19 protein-coding genes are annotated in these 19,578 nt (G+C 32.3%); 6 read left to right on the top strand and 13 right to left on the bottom strand.

The genetic code is table 11. The features are described 5' to 3' along the window. The 7 genes from sufB to DIS18_RS03745 form a co-directional block, all read right to left on the bottom strand. Positions 1-1,449: a Fe-S cluster assembly protein SufB gene (sufB, locus tag DIS18_RS03775; RefSeq protein WP_109351690.1), complete on the bottom strand. Its 1,449-nt coding sequence runs from the start codon at positions 1,447-1,449 to the stop codon at positions 1-3. A 14-nt stretch (positions 1,450-1,463) separates the two neighbouring features. Continuing rightward, on the bottom strand, positions 1,464-1,793 hold the full coding sequence (locus tag DIS18_RS03770; RefSeq protein WP_109351689.1) for a HesB/IscA family protein: 330 nt from the start codon (positions 1,791-1,793) through the stop codon (positions 1,464-1,466). Positions 1,794-2,007: 214 nt separating this feature from the next. Next, a complete protein-coding gene (locus tag DIS18_RS03765; RefSeq protein ID WP_109351688.1) occupies positions 2,008-2,217 on the bottom strand; it encodes a hypothetical protein in 210 nt (69 codons plus the stop codon). A 94-nt stretch (positions 2,218-2,311) separates the two neighbouring features. Continuing rightward, positions 2,312-3,376 (bottom strand): cytochrome-c peroxidase, encoded by a 1,065-nt coding sequence (locus tag DIS18_RS03760; RefSeq protein ID WP_245925567.1) that lies wholly within the window; start codon positions 3,374-3,376, stop codon positions 2,312-2,314. A gap of 10 nt (positions 3,377-3,386) precedes the next feature. Continuing rightward, a complete protein-coding gene (locus tag DIS18_RS03755; RefSeq protein ID WP_109351687.1) occupies positions 3,387-4,157 on the bottom strand; it encodes an MbnP family protein in 771 nt (256 codons plus the stop codon). Beyond that, positions 4,154-5,506, bottom strand: a complete 1,353-nt coding sequence (locus tag DIS18_RS03750; protein WP_109351686.1) for a hypothetical protein — start codon at positions 5,504-5,506, stop codon at positions 4,154-4,156. The genes DIS18_RS03755 and DIS18_RS03750 overlap by 4 nt, the downstream gene beginning before the upstream one ends. 21 nt (positions 5,507-5,527) lie before the next feature. Next, positions 5,528-7,018, bottom strand: a complete 1,491-nt coding sequence (locus tag DIS18_RS03745) for a choice-of-anchor B family protein (RefSeq protein ID WP_109351685.1) — start codon at positions 7,016-7,018, stop codon at positions 5,528-5,530. An 83-nt stretch (positions 7,019-7,101) separates the two neighbouring features. On the opposite strand from DIS18_RS03745, the gene thiL reads away from it, so the two are divergent. After that, complete coding sequence (gene thiL, locus DIS18_RS03740; RefSeq protein WP_109351684.1) at positions 7,102-8,148, top strand: thiamine-phosphate kinase; 1,047 nt, start codon at positions 7,102-7,104, stop codon at positions 8,146-8,148. Here thiL and DIS18_RS03735 read toward each other — a convergent pair. The 3 genes from DIS18_RS03735 to DIS18_RS03725 all read right to left on the bottom strand — a co-directional run bounded on the left by DIS18_RS03735 (position 8,145) and on the right by DIS18_RS03725 (position 9,584). Next, positions 8,145-8,405 (bottom strand): hypothetical protein, encoded by a 261-nt coding sequence (locus DIS18_RS03735; RefSeq protein ID WP_109351683.1) that lies wholly within the window; start codon positions 8,403-8,405, stop codon positions 8,145-8,147. The genes thiL and DIS18_RS03735 overlap by 4 nt on opposite strands. A 74-nt stretch (positions 8,406-8,479) precedes the next feature. Then, positions 8,480-8,746, bottom strand: coding sequence for a hypothetical protein (locus tag DIS18_RS03730; RefSeq protein WP_109351682.1), 267 nt, complete (start codon positions 8,744-8,746; stop codon positions 8,480-8,482). A gap of 61 nt (positions 8,747-8,807) precedes the next feature. Then, complete coding sequence (locus tag DIS18_RS03725; RefSeq protein WP_109351681.1) at positions 8,808-9,584, bottom strand: alpha/beta fold hydrolase; 777 nt, start codon at positions 9,582-9,584, stop codon at positions 8,808-8,810. 35 nt (positions 9,585-9,619) lie between these two features. Between DIS18_RS03725 and brnQ the strand changes: the two genes are divergently transcribed. Continuing rightward, positions 9,620-10,900, top strand: a complete 1,281-nt coding sequence (brnQ, locus tag DIS18_RS03720) for a branched-chain amino acid transport system II carrier protein (protein WP_109351680.1) — start codon at positions 9,620-9,622, stop codon at positions 10,898-10,900. Here brnQ and DIS18_RS03715 read toward each other — a convergent pair. Next, complete coding sequence (locus DIS18_RS03715) at positions 10,897-11,553, bottom strand: hypothetical protein (protein ID WP_109351679.1); 657 nt, start codon at positions 11,551-11,553, stop codon at positions 10,897-10,899. The two genes, brnQ and DIS18_RS03715, sit on opposite strands and share 4 nt — an antisense overlap. Before the next feature lie 115 nt (positions 11,554-11,668). Between DIS18_RS03715 and DIS18_RS03710 the strand changes: the two genes are divergently transcribed. Next, positions 11,669-12,991: an aspartate kinase gene (locus tag DIS18_RS03710; RefSeq protein ID WP_109351678.1), complete on the top strand. Its 1,323-nt coding sequence runs from the start codon at positions 11,669-11,671 to the stop codon at positions 12,989-12,991. A 56-nt stretch (positions 12,992-13,047) separates the two neighbouring features. Here DIS18_RS03710 and DIS18_RS03705 read toward each other — a convergent pair whose 3' ends face one another. Continuing rightward, a complete protein-coding gene (locus DIS18_RS03705; RefSeq protein ID WP_109351677.1) occupies positions 13,048-14,340 on the bottom strand; it encodes an aminopeptidase P family protein in 1,293 nt (430 codons plus the stop codon). A gap of 112 nt (positions 14,341-14,452) precedes the next feature. On the opposite strand from DIS18_RS03705, the gene DIS18_RS03700 reads away from it, so the two are divergent. Beyond that, positions 14,453-16,300, top strand: a complete 1,848-nt coding sequence (locus DIS18_RS03700; protein ID WP_109351676.1) for a T9SS type A sorting domain-containing protein — start codon at positions 14,453-14,455, stop codon at positions 16,298-16,300. Between the two features lie 68 nt (positions 16,301-16,368). Here the strand turns inward: DIS18_RS03700 and DIS18_RS03695 are convergent, their stop codons facing one another. Continuing rightward, the gene (locus DIS18_RS03695; protein WP_109351675.1) at positions 16,369-16,650 is read right to left on the bottom strand and encodes a hypothetical protein; all 282 of its coding nucleotides are present in this window, start codon (positions 16,648-16,650) and stop codon (positions 16,369-16,371) included. A gap of 224 nt (positions 16,651-16,874) precedes the next feature. Here DIS18_RS03695 and DIS18_RS03690 point away from each other — a divergent pair, with 224 nt between their 5' ends. Both DIS18_RS03690 and DIS18_RS03685 read left to right on the top strand, forming a co-directional pair. Continuing rightward, a complete protein-coding gene (locus DIS18_RS03690) occupies positions 16,875-17,552 on the top strand; it encodes a succinate dehydrogenase cytochrome b subunit (RefSeq protein ID WP_109351674.1) in 678 nt (225 codons plus the stop codon). Positions 17,553-17,564: 12 nt separating this feature from the next. Then, positions 17,565-19,577 carry a fumarate reductase/succinate dehydrogenase flavoprotein subunit gene (locus DIS18_RS03685; protein WP_109351673.1) on the top strand — a complete coding sequence of 671 codons (2,013 nt, stop codon included), beginning with the start codon at positions 17,565-17,567 and terminating at the stop codon, positions 19,575-19,577. Position 19,578: the final 1 nt, after the last annotated feature.

Raw genomic sequence — 19,578 nt, 5'->3', positions numbered from 1 at the left:
TTATCCAACACTTCCTTCTAAACTAATTTCTAGCAATTTTTGAGCTTCAACAGCAAATTCCATGGGTAGTTTATTTAATACTTCTTTACTAAAACCATTTACAATTAATGCAATGGCTTTCTCTGTATCAATACCACGTTGGTTGCAGTAGAAAATCTGATCTTCACCAATTTTACTAGTAGTAGCTTCGTGTTCTATTTTTGCGGTTTTGTTTTTTGCTTCAATGTATGGAAACGTGTGTGCTCCACATTCATTACCCATTAATAAACTATCACACTGCGAAAAGTTACGTGCATTTTCAGCTCTTGAATTTACTTGAACTAAACCACGGTAACTGTTTTGAGACTTTCCAGCTGAAATTCCTTTAGAAATGATAGTCGATTTGGTATTCTTTCCTAAGTGAATCATTTTCGTACCAGTATCGGCTTGCTGATAGTTGTTTGTAACAGCGATAGAATAAAATTCACCTACAGAATTATCACCTTTTAATACACAACTAGGATATTTCCAAGTTACTGCAGAACCAGTTTCCACTTGTGTCCAAGAGATTTTTGCGTTTTTCTCACACAATCCACGTTTGGTTACAAAGTTAAAAACACCACCTTTACCTTCAGCATTTCCTGGATACCAGTTTTGTACTGTTGAATATTTTATTTCAGCATCGTCTAAAGCTATGAGCTCTACAACTGCAGCGTGTAATTGGTTTTCATCACGACTAGGAGCTGTACAACCTTCCAAATAACTTACATAACTACCTTCATCAGCAATTACCAAAGTTCTTTCAAATTGCCCTGTTCCTGCTTGATTAATTCTAAAGTAAGTAGATAATTCCATTGGGCATCTTACGCCTTTAGGAATATAACAGAAAGAACCATCACTAAAAACAGCAGAATTTAAAGCTGCATAAAAGTTGTCTTTCTGAGGAACAACAGTTCCTAAATGTTTTTTTACAAGTTCTGGATGCTCTTTAATAGCTTCAGAAATACTCATAAAAATAATACCCTTTTCACCTAAAGTTTTCTTGAACGTTGTAGCTACTGAAACTGAATCTACAACCACATCCATGGCAACTCCAGCTAGTTTTTTTTGCTCATCAAGAGAAATACCTAATTTCTCAAAAGTTGCCAATAATTCTGGGTCAACCTCATCAATACTATCGTATTTAGGTTTACTGTTAGGTGCAGAATAGTAAGAAATGCCTTGAAAATCTGGCTTCTCGTAATTTACATTAGCCCATTCAGGTTCTTCCATTTCTTTCCAAACCTTAAAAGCTTCTAATCGCCATTCAGTCATCCATTCAGGCTCTTCTTTCTTTTTAGAAATAGCACGAACAATATCTTCATTTAAACCATTCGGAAATGTTTCAGAATCTATATCCGTATAGAATCCATACTCATATTCCTTGGTTTTTAATTCTTCCCGTAAATCATCCTCGGTATACTTCGACATATTACTTTCTTATTTTATAATGAAAATGATTCGCCACAACCGCAAGTTCGGTTAGCGTTAGGATTGTTAAACACAAAACCTGTTCCGTTTAAACCACCTGAATATTCTAGAGTAGTGCCAATTAAGTACAAAAAGCTTTTTTTGTCAACTATAATTTTTATGTCGTTATCCTCAAATACTTTATCGCCTTCTTGTTGTTCTTTATCAAACTTTAAATCGTAAGATAAACCAGAACAACCACCACTTTTCACACCCACACGAACGTAGTCTGTTGTAGCATTATAACCATCATCGGTCATAAGCTCAACTACTTTCTTCTTAGCTGTTTCAGAGACTTTTATCATATATCTTTTTTATTAAATTTAGGTTTGTCCTTAGTGTTTTATTAAGACAGTTTCTAAATAGAGGACAAATATACAATATAAGTCCCTTAAAATCGAATTACCTAACATTATATTAGCATATAGTTTAATAGGTTTTTCTTATGAAATGATTAATATCTCAGATGTAGATAGTTACTCTGTAGTTTTTATTTTTAATAAGTATGAAATAGAAGTATTATGCAGTTCTTTTTCTGTAGAGTATAGAAGAGAATCTTTCATTTTCTCTATGAGAAACAGGTGTGATAGAACCATTATTTTGAAATTTAAAATAACCTTTGCAACATTTACATACTAACTCTGGAGTATTATCATTTGCTTTACTCAAACGAAAATAATTATGCCCATAAGTTGAGCAAAAAAGGTTAGATGTTAATGTTCTAGACATAAAATATATTGGTTCGATGGTTAATGTAGATAAAAATATAAAATGTCAGATAAAAATCATATTTTTTTCGACGAAATACATTTTCTATGTAGTATTATTCTTGTTTAAAATTTGAATCATTTATAAATTCATAATCTGAAAGCGATAAAAGAAAAGCTTTTAAATCTGTTTTATCATTCTCAGATAAATTAACTCCACCTTCTGAAACTTTTTTCATTAAAGGGTCAATTGTTGACGAATTTTTCAAACCTTCACTGTAATGATTAATAACTTCTTCTAAAGTTGCAAATCTTCCATCGTGCATATATGGCGCTGTGAACGCTAGGTTTCTGAGTGATGGCGATTTGAATTTTCCGTTATCAGCGGGATCACCTGTTACAGCTCCTAAGCCTAAATCAGAAAAGGTTTCATCTAATCCGTTATTATGAAAAATATTATCTGTCCAAAGTGGGTTTTTATCGCTTCCATGGCAATGAAAACAATCTCCTCTGGCTTCATCCATAAATATATTAAACCCATTTAGCTCTTGATTAGTAAGTGTAGTTTCGCCTAATAAAAATTTATCAAATTTTGAATTTGAGGAAATTAAAGTACGCTCAAATTGAGCAATAGCTTTAGTGATTAAAGTAGAATCGATTTTTGAAGTACCAAAAGCTTGCTCAAACAGATTAGGATATTCAGGGTCTTGTTGCAGCTTTTGCTCAACATTTACCCAGCTGCTTTTCATTTCAATAGGGTCTGAAACAGGAACAAAAGCTTGGTGTTCTAAACTAAACGTATTACCATCCCAAAAGAATTTTTCATCATAATTCCAAGCTAAATTAAACAAAGGCATAGAGTTTCTGTTTCCAAAAATTCCATCTACACCATCACTGAATCTATCTGAATCTGAAAAAGCATTTTCTGGAGCATGACAGTCTGCACAAGAAATTGAGTTGTCTATTGATAAAATAGGATCAAAAAACAATTTTTTACCTAAAGTAACACCTTGTTCGGTTTGAGGGTTATCAACAGGAATTATTGGAGCTAATATGTTGTCTTTAAAAAGTTTTGGAATTTCAAGAGGACTTGGAGTCGCTATATATTGTTCTATAGTTTCGTTTTCACATGAAAAACAAACAATAAACAAACATATAATATGTAGTTTCCAAGGTTTCAAAAAATAGAATTTATTGGTCAATTGATTTCAAGCTAAAAACATTTTGCCCGTTTTCAAACATCATGATTTGAGCATCAGAGTTTGGCATTAACATTTGATTTAAAACATTTAAATCCCAAGTGTTTGGATTTTTAAACCATTCGGCAATATTCATTTCAATATTAAAAGTAGCGTTGTTTGATATTATAACCTCACCAAGGCTAACATTAAAAAAAGTATCTTGAGGGAATGTTGGATTATCTCCAGGGTTATCTGCAGCTCTAATGGCATGGTAATTAAAGCCTTGTTCTGTATCTGAAGTATTTAAAAATTTACCATCAAATTGCATATAATGATAACCACCGCCTAACATGGCAGGAACAAACCATGAGGTTGAATTTAAATCTTCGTAGTTGCCACTATTGTCTTCATTATTAAAACCAAAAGTGAAAGTGACATCGCTATATGAACCTATAGGAATTAATGTAGATGAAGAGAAAGATAAATTTTGATTATTAGTTACATCTACTAAATTATAACCATTTAAAACCAGTTTCTCAGCATTATTAGTTGTAAAAGTAATTTTAGAAACAAGGTATCTTAATCTTTCAATACTCAGTTGTTCACCATTAGCATTAGTAAATTTAATAGCATTGAAATCTGAATTTGTTACTGGTGTTCCATCCCAATTATGGCTAAAGTTGAATGTTGTAGTTATTTGTGAAACGTTGTCATCATTATCTTCTGAACAAGATATTATTGATAATAGAAAAATTAAGAATATGGGCGTTATTTTTTTCATTGTTTTATTTTAAAAATAAGTAAGTCAGAGAATCCGTTATTATTTGAAACATCTAAATTCGAACTGCTAGAATCACCAACAACTATAATGTCTTTATTATTGAGTTCAACAGCATCATATGCAAAATCAATCTCTGAACCACCTATTGATTTTTGCCATTTTAAATTACCATTGTTGTCTATTTTTATAACCCAAGCATCATTCTGTCCATTATTATCTGTTAAATTTCCATCAATACTTCTAGAACTTCCTGAAATGATAAAACTACCTTCTTGAGTTTTTGAGATGGACCGAGCTACATCAAAACTGTTACCTCCAAAAGTTTTCTCCCAGATAAGTTCACCTAAAGGTGAGATTTTAATAGCCCATAAATCGGCAGCACCTTTGTTATTTTTAACGTCTAAGTCATTACTTCTAGTATCTCCTACAATTATATAATTGCCGTCGTTTGACTTTGCAATTGCTCTGGCTTCATCAGTTTGAGAGCCTCCAAAAGATTTTTCCCAAACTAAATTACCAGTTTCAGAAATTTTTATAACCCAAAAATCATATGAGCCTTTACTGTTTTTAATATCTACATCATTACTATCAGAAGAACCTACTATTAAATATCCATTATCATTAGTTTGTATGGCATCATAAGGTGTATCTGTAAATGTGCCTCCAAAAAATCTGCTCCATTGCTTTTCTCCTGATGAATCTATTTTAATTACCCAATAGTCACCTCCAGCATGTCTACTAGAAAATTTCGATTTAGAACTTTTACTATTTCCTTCTCCATTAGAAGCTGAAACATCTAAAACACCAGTTAATAGAAAACCACCATCGTTGGTTTGAATTATGGAGTTACCTATGTCTGCACCTAAAAAACCAAAAGACTTTTGCCATAAAATAGTTCCAGAAGCATTTAGTTTTGAGATCCAATAATCATGCGCGCCATTGTTTTCTGTTACATTACCATCAATGCTTTTACTGAAACCAATTATGGCATAACCACCATCTGAAGTTTGGAGAACGTCATTTCCTCTGTCATCATCAGTTCCACCATAAGTCTTTTGCCATTCTAAAGTATCGTTCTGGTCAAATTTAAGAAGCCAGTAATCAAAAGATTCATTTGATTTATTTGAGATGTCTCCATCCAAACTCTGAGCATGACCTAAAATAGCATAGCCATCATCTATAGTATTAACTATGGCTTGAGCACTTTCGTTTTTTGAGCCACCTAAAGTTTTAACAAAATCGACTCTTGTAGAATTTGAAGTACCTCCATTATCGTCATCTTTTTTATTACAATTGAAAACTAGAAGGACAACAGAAACAAGACTTAGGGCAAATGTGAGTTTCTTCAAAAGAGTTAATATTTTAAAAAATTATGTACCACTTTTTCTAATAATAAATAGCCCTCTGTCAATATCACTAACAATTATATTTCCGCTAGCAAAATATGGATAAACATTCCAAGCACCATTAAATTCGGTGGCGTCGTTTGCAGGATATGTGTCAAAGAAACCAACTTCAGTAAAAGATTTTCCGGCTATCTGAGATATATTTATCATCCTAACTCCAGCTCTGTAACTAGCAAAATAGTATGTGCTATTATGAACATAACCATTATGGTCTATTGCTGCACTGTTTCCAAAATAGTCAAAATGATAAGCAGGATTATCTAGGTCTGTAAAATCAAAAACAATAGTTCTTGTATTAGCACCAACTCTTATCTCATCAACTTCATCACCAAGTATAAAATATTTCATGTCCTCAGTAAACCAACCTTGATGCGCGTACCATACATTATCATAACTTATGGTAGAAATAATTGTTGGATTAGCTTTATCGGTTACATCAGCAATAACAACTTCATTTTCATTACTACCTATTAATATTTCTTTACCAGTATAATCTGCATCAGGACCATTATAAGTAACTACTTGAGCGTCATGAGAATATCCTCCTTGAAGAAATCCGCCTTCAGAAACTGGATTTTTTGGATCTTGTATGTTTATAAATATTGGTCCGCCAGCATAAGTAGAACTTCGGTTAGCTCCAACTACATAAGCGTAACCTGAATCTTCGTTGATTACGATATTGTGCGCTTTTCCAAATTCAGTAAAGTGGGTATCTGCAGTAAATGTCTCAGGAGGATTAGTTACATTTCTCAAACGAGTTAAATCAAAAACCTGCATACCATGATCATCATTACAAGATGGATCTCTTCCAAGGCTACAATCTGCAACTATAAAGGCATGATCTTTATAAACTTTTACGTCTCTCCAAGGGCTACTTGTAGTAGCAGTAGGTAAGTTTCCTAAATATATTGGTTCGTTAGGTTTTGTGATATCAACAAAAGATGTATTGTGAGAAGTTGCCATTAAAGCATATTCTCTTCCAGTGGAGCTGTCTGTCCATCCCCAACAATCAGTTCCTTCAGCAGCGCCAAAAGTTGTTAAAGGGATATTCGCCATTAAATCGTAATCATTACAAGGGTATATATCGGCAAAACCATTTTCGCAAACGGCTAAAGGAGCATTAGGGTCAATAGTATCATCATCACAAACGTTACCAATACCATCATTATCATCATCTGCTTGGTCTGGATTTGCAATTAATGGACAATTATCTACTGTGTCTAGGATATTATCATTATCATCATCATCGTCACATAAATCACCTATACCATCATTATCATTATCTTCTTGATTAGGATTTGCTATTGAAAGACAGTTGTCAGCATTATCTTCAATACCATCACTGTCAGTATCAACTACTGGTATTATTTCAACAGGTTCATCATCACAAGAATGAATGGTAAAAACAAAAAAAGTCGCCAAAAATATGGCGCAGAAAGGACGTGAAAATTTCATAGGAAGATTTATAGTTATAACTTAAAAGATTTAGTTTTAGTATAAAGATAGTAAAAACAAAATTAGCTTCTTATTTTTGCAAAATGATAGAAGATAAGAATCAACAAAGAACACAATTAAATGATCTTGGAGAATTTGGTTTAATTGAGCATTTAACAAAAAATTTTAAGCTAAATCAAAAGTCAACTGTTAAAGGTATAGGAGATGATGCAGCTGTTTTAAATTTTGATAATAAACAAGTAATAGTTACTACTGATTTACTTGTTGAAGGAGTGCATTTTGATTTGAGTTATATGCCTTTAAAACATTTAGGTTATAAAGCTATTATTGTAAACTTATCTGATGTCTTTGCTATGAATGCTAAAGCAACTCAAGTAACTGTTTCAATAGCTGTGTCTAATAGGTTTCCTTTGGAAGCCTTGGAAGATTTGTATGCTGGAATTGAAACTGCAGCAAATATTTACGGTATTGATGTTATTGGTGGAGATACCACCTCTTCAAATAAAGGCTTATTGATTTCTGTAACAGCAATTGGAGAGATAGAACCAAAAAACGAAGTTTATAGAAGTGGTGCAAAACCAAATGATTTGTTAGTTGTTTCTGGAGACTTGGGAGCTGCTTACATGGGCTTGCAAGTTTTAGAACGTGAAAAAGAAGTCTATAAGGTTAATCCAAATAGTCAACCAGATTTAGAAGCATATTCATATATTATTGAAAGACAATTAAAGCCAGAAGCAAGAAAAGATATTATTAAATTATTGGAAGACTTAGATGTGAAGCCTACATCTATGATTGATGTTAGTGATGGATTATCTTCAGAGATTATACATATATGTAAACAAAGTAAAGTTGGATGTGATTTATATGAAAATAAAATTCCGCTAGACCCTCAAGTTATTTCAACCTGTGAAGAGTTTAATATAGATAGTACAACAGTTGCTTTAAATGGCGGTGAAGATTATGAGCTTCTTTTTACAGTTTCTCAGGACGATTTTCCAAAAATAAAAGCAAATCCTAATTTATCCATTATAGGTTTCATGAAAGAAGAAAAAGAAGGCATTCATCTTGTAACAAGAGCTGATACAAGGATTCCAATAAAAGCACAAGGCTGGAAGAATTTTAATGATTAGGCAATCATTAATTTTGCTTCTTTCTGAGTTTTATTAAACTTTCTTCTTTTGTTAATTCTGACAAGACGCTTGTGGTGAATACGTTCAAGGACGTCATTTATCTCTTTGAATTTTGGAGTAAGCTCTATTAGGTTTCCGTTACTGCTAGTGGTAAGCTCTTTTTTACAGTTTTTACAAGTGTATTCTTGAACATGATAGGTAACCTGTCTAGTTACTTTAAAGTCATGACCAAATACTATACAATGAATGCTTTTCATGTTGTTTGCATATTAATAAATTTAAGAGAGAAGCTTAAAAGTATTAAAATTCAATGTATTATGTTAACAAGTAGTTAATAAATCGACGAAGCGAGAGTTTTTTTCTTTAAACGTGCATTTCTTGAGGTGTGAATGCGTTCTAAAATAGCATTTATCTCTTTGAACTTAGGGGTAAGTTCTATCAATTTGCCGTTGCTATTTGTTGTTAGTTCTTTTTTGCAGTGTCTGCATGTATACTCTTTTACATGATATGTAACTCGTTTTGTTACCTCATAATCATGTCCAAAAAGATTACAATACATTTTAGGTAAAAGAGTAGGTTTGTTAGTAGGTTTTTTCATGATATAATCATTTGGGAGCTTAAAAGTATAAATAAAAATTATATAATTCGACAAAAAGTAATTATTTTTCGATGAAATACATTATATATTGTAGGAATTTATCTTTATTTTCAATATGACTCATATGCCCATCAGGAAATTCAACCCATTCAATGTTGGTGTTTTTTACTTGCGAAAGCAATTTATTATAATCTAAAACAGGGTCGTTTTTACCAACAATTAGCATTTTTTTAAATAACGCTGACTGGAATAAGTTTACTCTATCTTTTCTAATTTTCATGCCCTCAAGTGCAGCAATAATTCCTTGTAGGGGGGTTTTTAAAGCTTCTTCAATAGTATTATTAATATCATTAGTAAAAACCGTTCTATTTTTTGGCATAAATAAATTAGAAACAGCCATTCTAATAAATGTTTTATGATTTTGTTTTACAGCTAAAATAGCCCGATCCCTGTTTTCTTTTTTTATTTGTGTATCATCGCTGGCAGTAGAATTCATCAAACATAAGCCATTAACAACTTTAGGCTTTCTTTCCGCGAAAGCGAGCGCCACATAACCACCCATAGAATGCCCAATAAAGGTTGCGCTTTTAATCTTCAAATGATTCAAAACCGCTTCAACAGCTTCTGCCATAAGCTCCATAGAGTGGATATAACCCAGACATTCTGTGTTTCCATGCCCTAATAAATCCAATGCTATAACACGATTGTTTAAACTGAGTTCTGGAATAAAAGGGCGCCACATTGAGGCGTTTTCTAAAAAACCATGAAGCAAAACGATGACATCTCCTTTACCTTCGTCTGTGTAAAAAATATTGATGCCCTTGTGCTCTAAAATCATTTTTAATTTATCTTAGGCAAAGATATCATCATACTATGAATAAAACTAAAGAAACCTTTGTGTTTGGTTTTGCATTATTTGCTGGCTTTTTTGGCGCTGGAAATTTGATTTTACCGCCGTTACTCGGTTTTGAATCTGGGGCAGACTGGTGGTTGGTAACTATAGGATTTATAATATCTGCAACTATAATTCCCTTGTTAGCTATTTTTGCTCATGCTAGATTGCAAGGCACGATGTTTGATTTTGGAAAAAAAGTGTCACCAATTTTTAGCTTAATCTTTTGTTTTTGCCTATTTGCTATTACGGTTGCTTTACCATGTCCACGTACTGCGGCAGTTACTCATGAAATGGCAGTTGCTCCATTTTTTGGAACAAGTTCATTGCTTACTAGTGTAGTATATTTTGTATTAGTATTCGTTTTTGTAATGAACAGAAATAAAGTATTAAGTATACTAGGCAAATATTTAACTCCAATAATTGTTTTAATAGTATTGACTATAATTGCTATTGGTGTTCTTTCCCCAGCAATCGATATGAATCCATCAAGTTTTGAATTACCTATGATAAGTGGTTTGTTGGAGGGGTATCAGACTTATGATGCTATGGCGGGAATTATTATGGGTGGTGTTGTGTTAGTGTCCATTAATAATTCTAAAAATGAGATGTCGTTTACTGAGAAAAAAATAATGGTTGCAAAATCTGGTTTAATTGCCATGTTTGGATTATTGATTATTTACTCAGGTTTAATTGCTGTTGGGGCTTTTTATAATGGACAATTTTATGAAAATATATCCAGAACCGATTTACTCTCTGGATTAGCCGTAAAAACATTAGGTAATATTGGTTCAACTTTTTTAAGTATTCTAATAGCTGTGGCATGTTTTACAACGGCAGTAGCTATTATTGTTAGTTTTGCAGATTTTTTTAAAGCTCATTTTAAGACCTTTAAAAATGCGTATTTATTAACTGCTGTTTTTTGCTGTATAGTTGGTGTTGGCGTTGGGCAAATGAATGTAGAATATATCATTGACATAGCATTACCAGCCTTAATGTTTATTTATCCACTGTGTATTGTGCTTATTTTATTAAATGTTATTCCGGAAAAATTTGCATCAGAACTTGTGTTTAAATGGGTTGTTTTAATAGCCTTTGTTTTTAGTATTCCAGATTTTTTAGGATTTGTGATATCTACTGAAGATTTAGAGCCTATTAAATCAATAATTCCTTTAGCAAATCAAAATTTAGGGTGGATTTTGCCTGCTGTCACTACTTTTATATTGGTAAATTTATTCGAAAAGTTGAAAGCAAGTCATTAAGATTTTACTCTTTTAATTGCAGTAAAAGCTTTATCAACAAATTCATCTTCAACAAGTATAGTAAATTCATTTGTGGTAGATAATACTTCATATAAAACAATACCTTCCCAAGCTAAACGTTTAAAAAAATGATAATATAAACCCGCTATTTTTGAGTTATCTTGAGGTAGATTTATACTGATAGCTGATAAGTTTTCTTGTACAGCAATAAACGTTTCGTTTTCTAAATGTTGGTTAATAAAATCGTTTAAACTGCTTGATACCACAATATTACTTTCGTGAATACCTCTTGTAAAAGCGTAAAATAGTTTGTCTTCTTTGTTAATGCGCTCTAATATTTTGGCATGATTATCAATTAAAGTTGTTGAATTTTTTACAGTAAAATCGGTTAAATTTGAACGCACCGTTATATCTCCAAGGTTTTGGATAACCCGTTTCATTTTTATAGAATTACCTAATGTAACAGGTGGATTATAGCGCCTTAATGCCATCATTATAGCACCTGGTTTTACATCTTTTTTTAGCATTTTACTAATTGGCTCTACAAGCTCGATAGCTAGAGCGCTAAAATTTATAATGTTTCTAGATAGTGCTTCTTCTAAATATGGCTGTGTTATTAAGATATCTTCAACACAATTTGATACCGTTTTCATTTCTATAATTACTTAATGTTAAATATTTAACAATTTGTGTAAAAATAACTCTTTTTTAATAAAAACATAGTAGTTAGACAAATGAATTATAATTTTGTCCTTCAAATTAATGATAATGAAAGTATTAAAGTTTGGAGGTACATCGGTCGGGTCTGTTAAAAATATGTGTAATGTTAAGCATATTATAAATGATGGGGCCAAAAAAGTTGTAGTGCTTTCTGCAATGTCTGGTACTACAAATAAATTGGTATCAATAGCTCAAGATATTAGTTTAGGAAATTCAAATGATGCTATTGATAAGATTAATAAATTACATCAAACTTACTTTAATACTATTGATGAGTTATTAAGTAACTCGTTATTAAATAGTGATGTAAAAAATTATGTTTCTAGTATTTTTGAGATTTTAGTTGAATTAACAAATAAAGACTTTTCTGAAATAGTAGAAAACCAAATTTTGGCTCAAGGTGAATTGCTTTCAACTTATATGTTTACTGGTTATTTGAAACAAGAAGGAATTAAAGCAACATTGCTTCCTGCTTTAGATTTTATGAGAATTGATGCTTTTAAAGAACCAGATTTAGATTATATAAAAAACAATTTTGAAAGTGTTTTAAATGCTGCTGAAGATTCAGAAATATATATTACTCAAGGTTTTATTTGTTTAGATGATAAGAATAATGTTTCAAATCTTCAACGTGGCGGAAGTGATTATACAGCAACTATAATTGGAGCAGCGATAAAAGCTGAAGAAGTTCAAATATGGACTGATATTGATGGGATGCATAATAATGACCCAAGATATGTAGAAAATACTTCAGCAATTTCTAATCTATCTTTTGAAGAGGCTGCTGAGTTAGCTTATTTTGGAGCTAAAATATTGCACCCGCAAACAGTTACTCCTGTTAGAAAAGATAGTATTCCTGTGCGTTTAAAAAACACTATGAAACCAGAAGCTCACGGAACATTAATTTCTGATAGTACTTCTGAAAATGGTATAAAAGCTATTGCTGCTAAAGATAATATTATAGCTATAAAAATAAAGTCGGCTAGAATGTTACAAGCTCATGGTTTTTTAAAGAAAGTTTTTGAAATTTTTGAGACGTATCAAACATCAATAGATATGATTACAACTTCTGAGGTTGCTGTATCTTTAACTATTGATGATGATAAGAATCTTGAGCAAATAATAACTGAATTAGAAAAAATTGCTTCAATTGAAGTTGATAAAAACCAAAGTATTGTTTGTTTGGTTGGACATTCAGTAGTAAATCACCAAGACACATATAAATTATTTCAAATCTTACAAGATGTTAAAATTAGAATGATTTCTTATGGAGGAAGTAAAAACAATATATCTCTGTTAATTGACTCGCAGGATAAAATTAATACGCTACAAAAACTAAACGATTATTTATTTGAATTAGTCACTCTATAATTATAATATTAGTATTTATGGCAAAAAGGGTCGTTTTTTAACGACCCTTTTATATTTTATGAATTCATTATATCTTCAATGTCATCTACTTCAATAGGAATATTTTTCATCAAATTAAATGGTGATCCCGATTTCTGTATAACAACATCATCTTCAAGTCTAATTCCAAAACCTTCATCAGGAATATAAATTCCTGGTTCTACAGTAAATACCATATTGGCTTGCATGGGTTCAGTTAAAATACCATAATCATGTGTGTCTAATCCCATATGATGACTTGTACCATGCATAAAGTATTTTTTATAAGCTGGCCAATCTGGATTTTCATTTTTAATATCAGCTTTATCAAGTAAACCTAAATTAAGTAACTCACTCGTCATTATTTTTCCAACTTCAACGTGGTATTCTGCCCAATCTGTACCTGGAATAAGCATTTTTGTTGCCTCATTTTTAACATTAAGTACAGCATTATAAACGTCTTTTTGTCTTTGAGAAAATCTACCAGAAACAGGAATAGTTCTAGTCATATCACTAGAGTAATTGGCATATTCAGCTCCCACATCCATAAGTATTAAATCGCCTGATTTACATTGTTGGTTGTTTTCTATATAATGGAGAACATTGGCATTATTCCCTGAAGCAACAATAGGTGTGTAAGCAAATTTTTTAGAACGATTTCGTAAAAACTCGTGCATAAATTCAGCTTCAATTTCAAACTCCCAAACGCCAGGTTTAACAAATTCTAAAACTCTTCGAAAACCTTTTTCTGTTATATCACATGCTTTTTGAATCAAATCAATCTCTTTAGTTTCTTTTACAGAACGTAAATGCTGCATTATTGGATTGCTTTTGGCTACATTGTGCGCAGGGTATTTATTTTTTAACCATTTTGTGAAACGATCTTCACGTGTTTCAGTTTCTACATTTGCACGATAATGTTCGTTAGTATTAATATATACAGTTTCACATTGAGTCATAATTTCGAACATCACTTTTTCCATGTCTTGTAGCCAATAAACCGTTTTAATACCACTAACATCAAATGCTTTTTCTTTAGTTAACTTTTCGCCTTCCCAAACAGCAATATGCGCATTAGTTTCTCTCAAAAAAAGAATCTCACGGTGTTTTTCTTTTGGACAATCTGGGAATAAAACAAGGATGCTTTCTTCTTGATCAACACCACTTAGATAGAAGATATCTCTGTGTTGCTCAAATGGCATGGTGCTATCTGCACTTATAGGATAAACATCATTAGAATTAAAAACAGCCAAACTTTTAGGCGCTATGTTTGTCATGAATTTTTTTCTGTTTTTTATGAAAAGAGACTTATCTATTTGTAAATATTTCATGCTAACTAAAGTTAATTTTTAAGATTGATGTAAAAGTATAAATAAAAAGTAGATTTTTATTTCCTATATTTGATAATCCCTCAGTCACATTTTATTAAGAAAAATCTAAATTATGATTAGAAAATTACCATTAAAGTTTACCTTTTTATTATTAACCTTTTTAATAAATATACCTACTATTTTTGCACAAGTTTCTTTAAGAGAAATATCTTTAAAAGAGCAGGTTGATAATTCTAGTTTGGTTGCAGAAGGAAAAGTTGTAGCTCAAAGATCGTTTTGGGATGCAGACCATAAATTAATTTATACAGCAAACACTGTTGAAGTATACAAAGTTTTTAAAGGAGATGTTGTTGAAACTATAGAGGTGCTAACTGTTGGAGGAACAGTTGGTTTAACAGCTTTAGTATCTTCACATGCATTAAAACTTCATGAAGGGAATATAGGTGTATTTACTTTGCATAATAATGATGTTCCAATTGCTACTGTTGATATAACAGATAAAAAACAGTTTAGAGCATACAGTGGTGTGCAGGGATTTTATGAATATGATTTAGATAACAACACAGTAATTAACAAATTTAGTCAAAGAAAAGGAATCCAAAATACTCTCTACAGTGATATAAATAATATTACTAAAGTAAATTACAAAGAAGTATCTGCTTTTGACGTTTTAGATGAACAAAGAAAATTTTCACAAAAAAATAATTCATTACCACCAGCAAGTATAACATTTACTCCAACAACAATTACGGCTGGGACTAAATCTTTATTAACAATAAATGGTACTGGTTTTGGAGCAACAAAAGGTAAGGTGGGTTTTAGAGATGCTGATGATGGAGGCGCTACATTTCTAGATGCTTTAGATACTGAAGTTTTAACTTGGTCTGATACGCAAATTACAGTTACTGTGCCCAGTCATGCGGGAAATGGTACGATTCGTGTAACAGATGCCTCAAGTGGAAGTAATACATCAGCTGCGTCTTTGACGGTAAGTTATGCACAAATTAATTTACCTTTTAATCCTGGTAGTGGGATAGAGAGTTATCAGGTACAGCATTATGATGACAATGCTTCTGGTGGCTATACTTGGGAAATGCAAACCGACTTTTTTGATGATTCTGAGCATCCTGGAGCCAAAGCATCTTTTATGAGAGCATTTGATTCTTGGAGATGTGAAACTAAAGTTAACTGGGAAGTAAGTGGAACAGCAACAACTACAGATGTAATTGGAGTAGCTGATTTGGTCGCTCCTTTTGATGGAGAGTTAGATGCTGATGGAGAAAATGTGATAAGATTTGATAATGGATCTGAATTGGCTTCAGGAACATTAGGGACTTGTTATTCATGGTACTCTGGAAGAGGGTGTGCTGCTATTGTATGGTGGGTTGCAGATTTAGACATTGTTTTCGATAGTGGAACAAACTGGTATTTTGGTGAAAGTGGAGAAACATTTGACTCAGGAGAGTTTGATTTTGAAACTGTAGCGCTTCATGAGTTAGGTCATGGACATCAACTAGGTCATGTCATCAATTCAAGTAATGTTATGCATTATGCACTTCCTCCAAACTTTTCTAATTCTGTGCTAGATGTTAATAGTATAGCTGGAGCAAATGATGTGCAATCAAGAAGTACAACTAATCAAATTTGTGGTACCCCAATTAAAGGGCTCATGACAGATTACGCAGGCACATGTGGTTTAAGTGTTGAAGATAATGAATTAGATGGTGGGATTTCTTTATTTCCAAACCCTGCTAAACAACAATTCTTTATTAAATCTGCTTATTTAAATTTAGATAAAGTTGAAATATATGATATTAGCGGTAGATTAGTTTCTGATATTGATGTTTCAGAAACTGCTAGAACAAAAACCATTAATATGCATAATGCTTCTAAAGGTGTTTATTTTGTTAATATATATTCTGAAGGAAGATTTATTACTAAGAAACTCATCATTAATTAGATAAAAGATAAAACAATAAAAAAGGAGGCATTTTTAAATGCCTCCTTTTTTATTATGATATTAAATAACTATTTGTTCATAGCCTTTTTAATTATTCCAATTATAGCCATCACTACGCCACCGCCAACGCCACCGCCAGCTATACTTCCAACAATACCTGATAAGTCCATACCGCCATCTGTTCCTAGGCCAATCATACTAAGTAAGCTGCCACCAAGTCCGCCGCCTAAAATTCCTGCTACAGAATTCCATAATGTTCCTAGTGATGAGTTTTTCATAAGAGAGCCAGCAATGTTTCCGCCAACTGCTCCACTAACTAGTTGAATAATTAAAGGTAAATACTCTTCCATTTTATTAAATTTTAATTAGTTAATATTCGTAAATTAACAAAATATTTATTAATTATTTAAAAAAGAGTTAAAATATTTTATGAATTCTTAATTTTTTAAATAATAAATAAGAATTTGATTAGTCTTTAAAATCATTCTAAATAATGAAAACATGACATTTGTTATTTGCCTAAGAATGTGTCCATAACTACCTTTGTTAAAAACCTAATAACAACTTCAAAATAATGAGCGGATTTTTTAAGTCTTCGATAGGAAGAAAAGTGGCCATGGCGCTTTCTGCATTCTTTCTCATGTTTTTCTTACTTCAGCATTTAGTTATAAATTTATTATCTGTTTTTAGTCCAGAAGCATTTAATGAAGTATCACATTTTATGGGTACAAACCCACTTGTTCAATTTGCTTTGCAACCAGTTTTAATTTTTGCTGTTGTATTTCATTTTATAATGGGGTTTATACTTGAATTAAAAAATAAGAAAGCTAATGGTGTATCCTATGCTAAAAATAATGGAGCTGCTAATTCAACTTGGACGAGTAGAAATATGATTTATAGCGGTCTAGTTGTATTAGCCTTTATTGTTCTACATTTTATAGATTTTTGGATACCAGAAATAAATACTAAATACATTGTAGGTGATATGTCTGGAATGCATAATGGAGAATATAGATACTTTCATGAATTAGTTGAAAAATTTCATAGTCCTTTAAGAGTTGGTGCTTATGTTGTTTCGTTTATCCTTTTAGGATTACATTTAGCACATGGTTTTACATCTGCTTTCCAATCTATGGGAGCTACTGCAGGACGAAAAAAGAATTTACAACTTATTGGTAAAGCTTACTCAATTATTGTGCCTCTAGGTTTTATAGTTATTGCGCTTTTTCATCATTTAACACACAACCATTAATCTTAATATAGTATGGCTTTAGATTCAAGAGTTCCAAAGGGTCCAATTAAAGATAAATGGACAGATTATAAAAATAAAATTGATTTAGTAAATCCTGCTAATAAACGTCATATAGATATTATTGTTGTAGGTACAGGTTTAGCAGGAGGTTCTGCTGCTGCTACTTTAGCGGAGTTAGGATATAACGTAAAAGCATTTGCTTATCAAGATTCTCCACGTCGTGCGCACTCCATTGCTGCTCAAGGAGGAATTAATGCGGCAAAAAACTATCAAGGAGATGGTGATTCAACCTATAGATTATTTTATGATACTGTAAAAGGAGGTGATTATCGTTCCCGAGAGGCTAATGTATATCGTTTAGCTGAGGTGTCTACAAATATAATTGACCAATGTGTAGCACAAGGGGTTCCTTTTGCTCGTGATTATGGTGGATTATTGGATAACCGTTCATTCGGAGGTGTATTAGTTTCAAGAACATTTTATGCTAAAGGCCAAACGGGACAGCAATTATTGTTAGGCGCTTATTCAGCAATGAATCGTCAAATTGCGCGTGGTAAGATTGAGATGTTCAATCGTCATGAAATGCTTGATGTTGTAAAGGTTGATGGCAAAGCAAGAGGTATTATTGCTAGAAACTTAATTACTGGAGAGATAGAGCGCCATTCTGCGCATGCTGTGGTGGTTGCAACTGGTGGTTACGGAAACGTATATTTCTTGTCAACAAACGCTATGGGTAGTAATGTTACTGCTGCATGGAAAATTCATAAAAAGGGTGCTTATTTTGCAAATCCTTGCTATACTCAAATTCATCCAACGTGTATTCCGCGATCAGGCGATTACCAATCTAAATTAACCTTAATGTCTGAATCATTACGTAATGACGGACGTATATGGGTACCTAAAAGTTTAGACGATGTAAAAGCAATTAGAGAGGGGCGTAAAAAGCCTACAGATTTATCTGAGGACGAAAGAGATTACTACTTAGAGCGTCGTTACCCAGCTTTTGGTAACTTGGTGCCTCGTGATGTTGCATCTCGTGCAGCTAAAGAACGTTGTGATGCTGGCTATGGTGTTAATGCAACAGGTGAAGCTGTGTATTTAGATTTTGCTGCAGCAATTGAACGTTACGGAAGAGAGCAAGCGAAGATTCATAATATTGAAAATGCTTCAGATGCAAAAATATACGAACTAGGTCAGAAAATTGTTGAGGCTAAATACGGGAATTTATTCCAAATGTATGAGAAAATTGTAGATCAAAATCCATACAAAACACCAATGATGATTTATCCAGCGGTGCATTACACTATGGGAGGTGTTTGGGTTGATTATAATCTAATGACAACTGTTCCTGGATTGTACTGTATAGGTGAGGCTAACTTCTCTGATCATGGTGCGAACAGACTAGGAGCTTCTGCTTTAATGCAAGGTTTAGCTGATGGTTATTTTGTGTTGCCATATACAATTGGAGATTACCTTTCTGATGATATTAGAACTGGTAAAATTTCAACGGACACTGAAGAATTTGAAGAGGCAGAAAAAGAAGTGAAAGCTAAAATAGATTTCTTTGTTACTAACAAAGGCACAAAGTCTGTTGACTATTTCCATAAGAAGCTTGGTAAAATAATGTGGGATAAGTGCGGAATGTCTCGTAACGAAAAAGGCTTAAAAGAAGCCATGGTAGAAATTAAAGCCATTCGTGAAGAATTTTGGAAAGAAGTTTCAGTTCCTGGTACAGCAAATGAAATGAACCCTGAACTTGAAAAAGCAGGTCGTGTTGCTGATTTCTTAGAATTAGGAGAATTGTTTGCTAAGGATGCTTTAACAAGAAATGAATCTTGTGGAGGGCACTTTAGAGAAGAATCTGCTGAAGAATCTGGACCACAAAAAGGAGAAGCAAAACGTAATGATAAAGATTATGCGTTTGTTTCAGCTTGGGAATATAAAGGAGAACCTGCAGATGCAGTATTACATAAAGAACAATTAGAATTTAAAGATATTGAACTTAAACAACGTTCATACAAATAAG

It is taken from the genome of Algibacter marinivivus (genome assembly GCF_003143755.1).
Classification (GTDB): Bacteria; Bacteroidota; Bacteroidia; order Flavobacteriales; family Flavobacteriaceae; genus Algibacter_B; species Algibacter_B marinivivus.
Note: the sequence above shows the minus strand (reverse complement) of the source record. Positions and strands in the feature narration are given on the sequence as shown.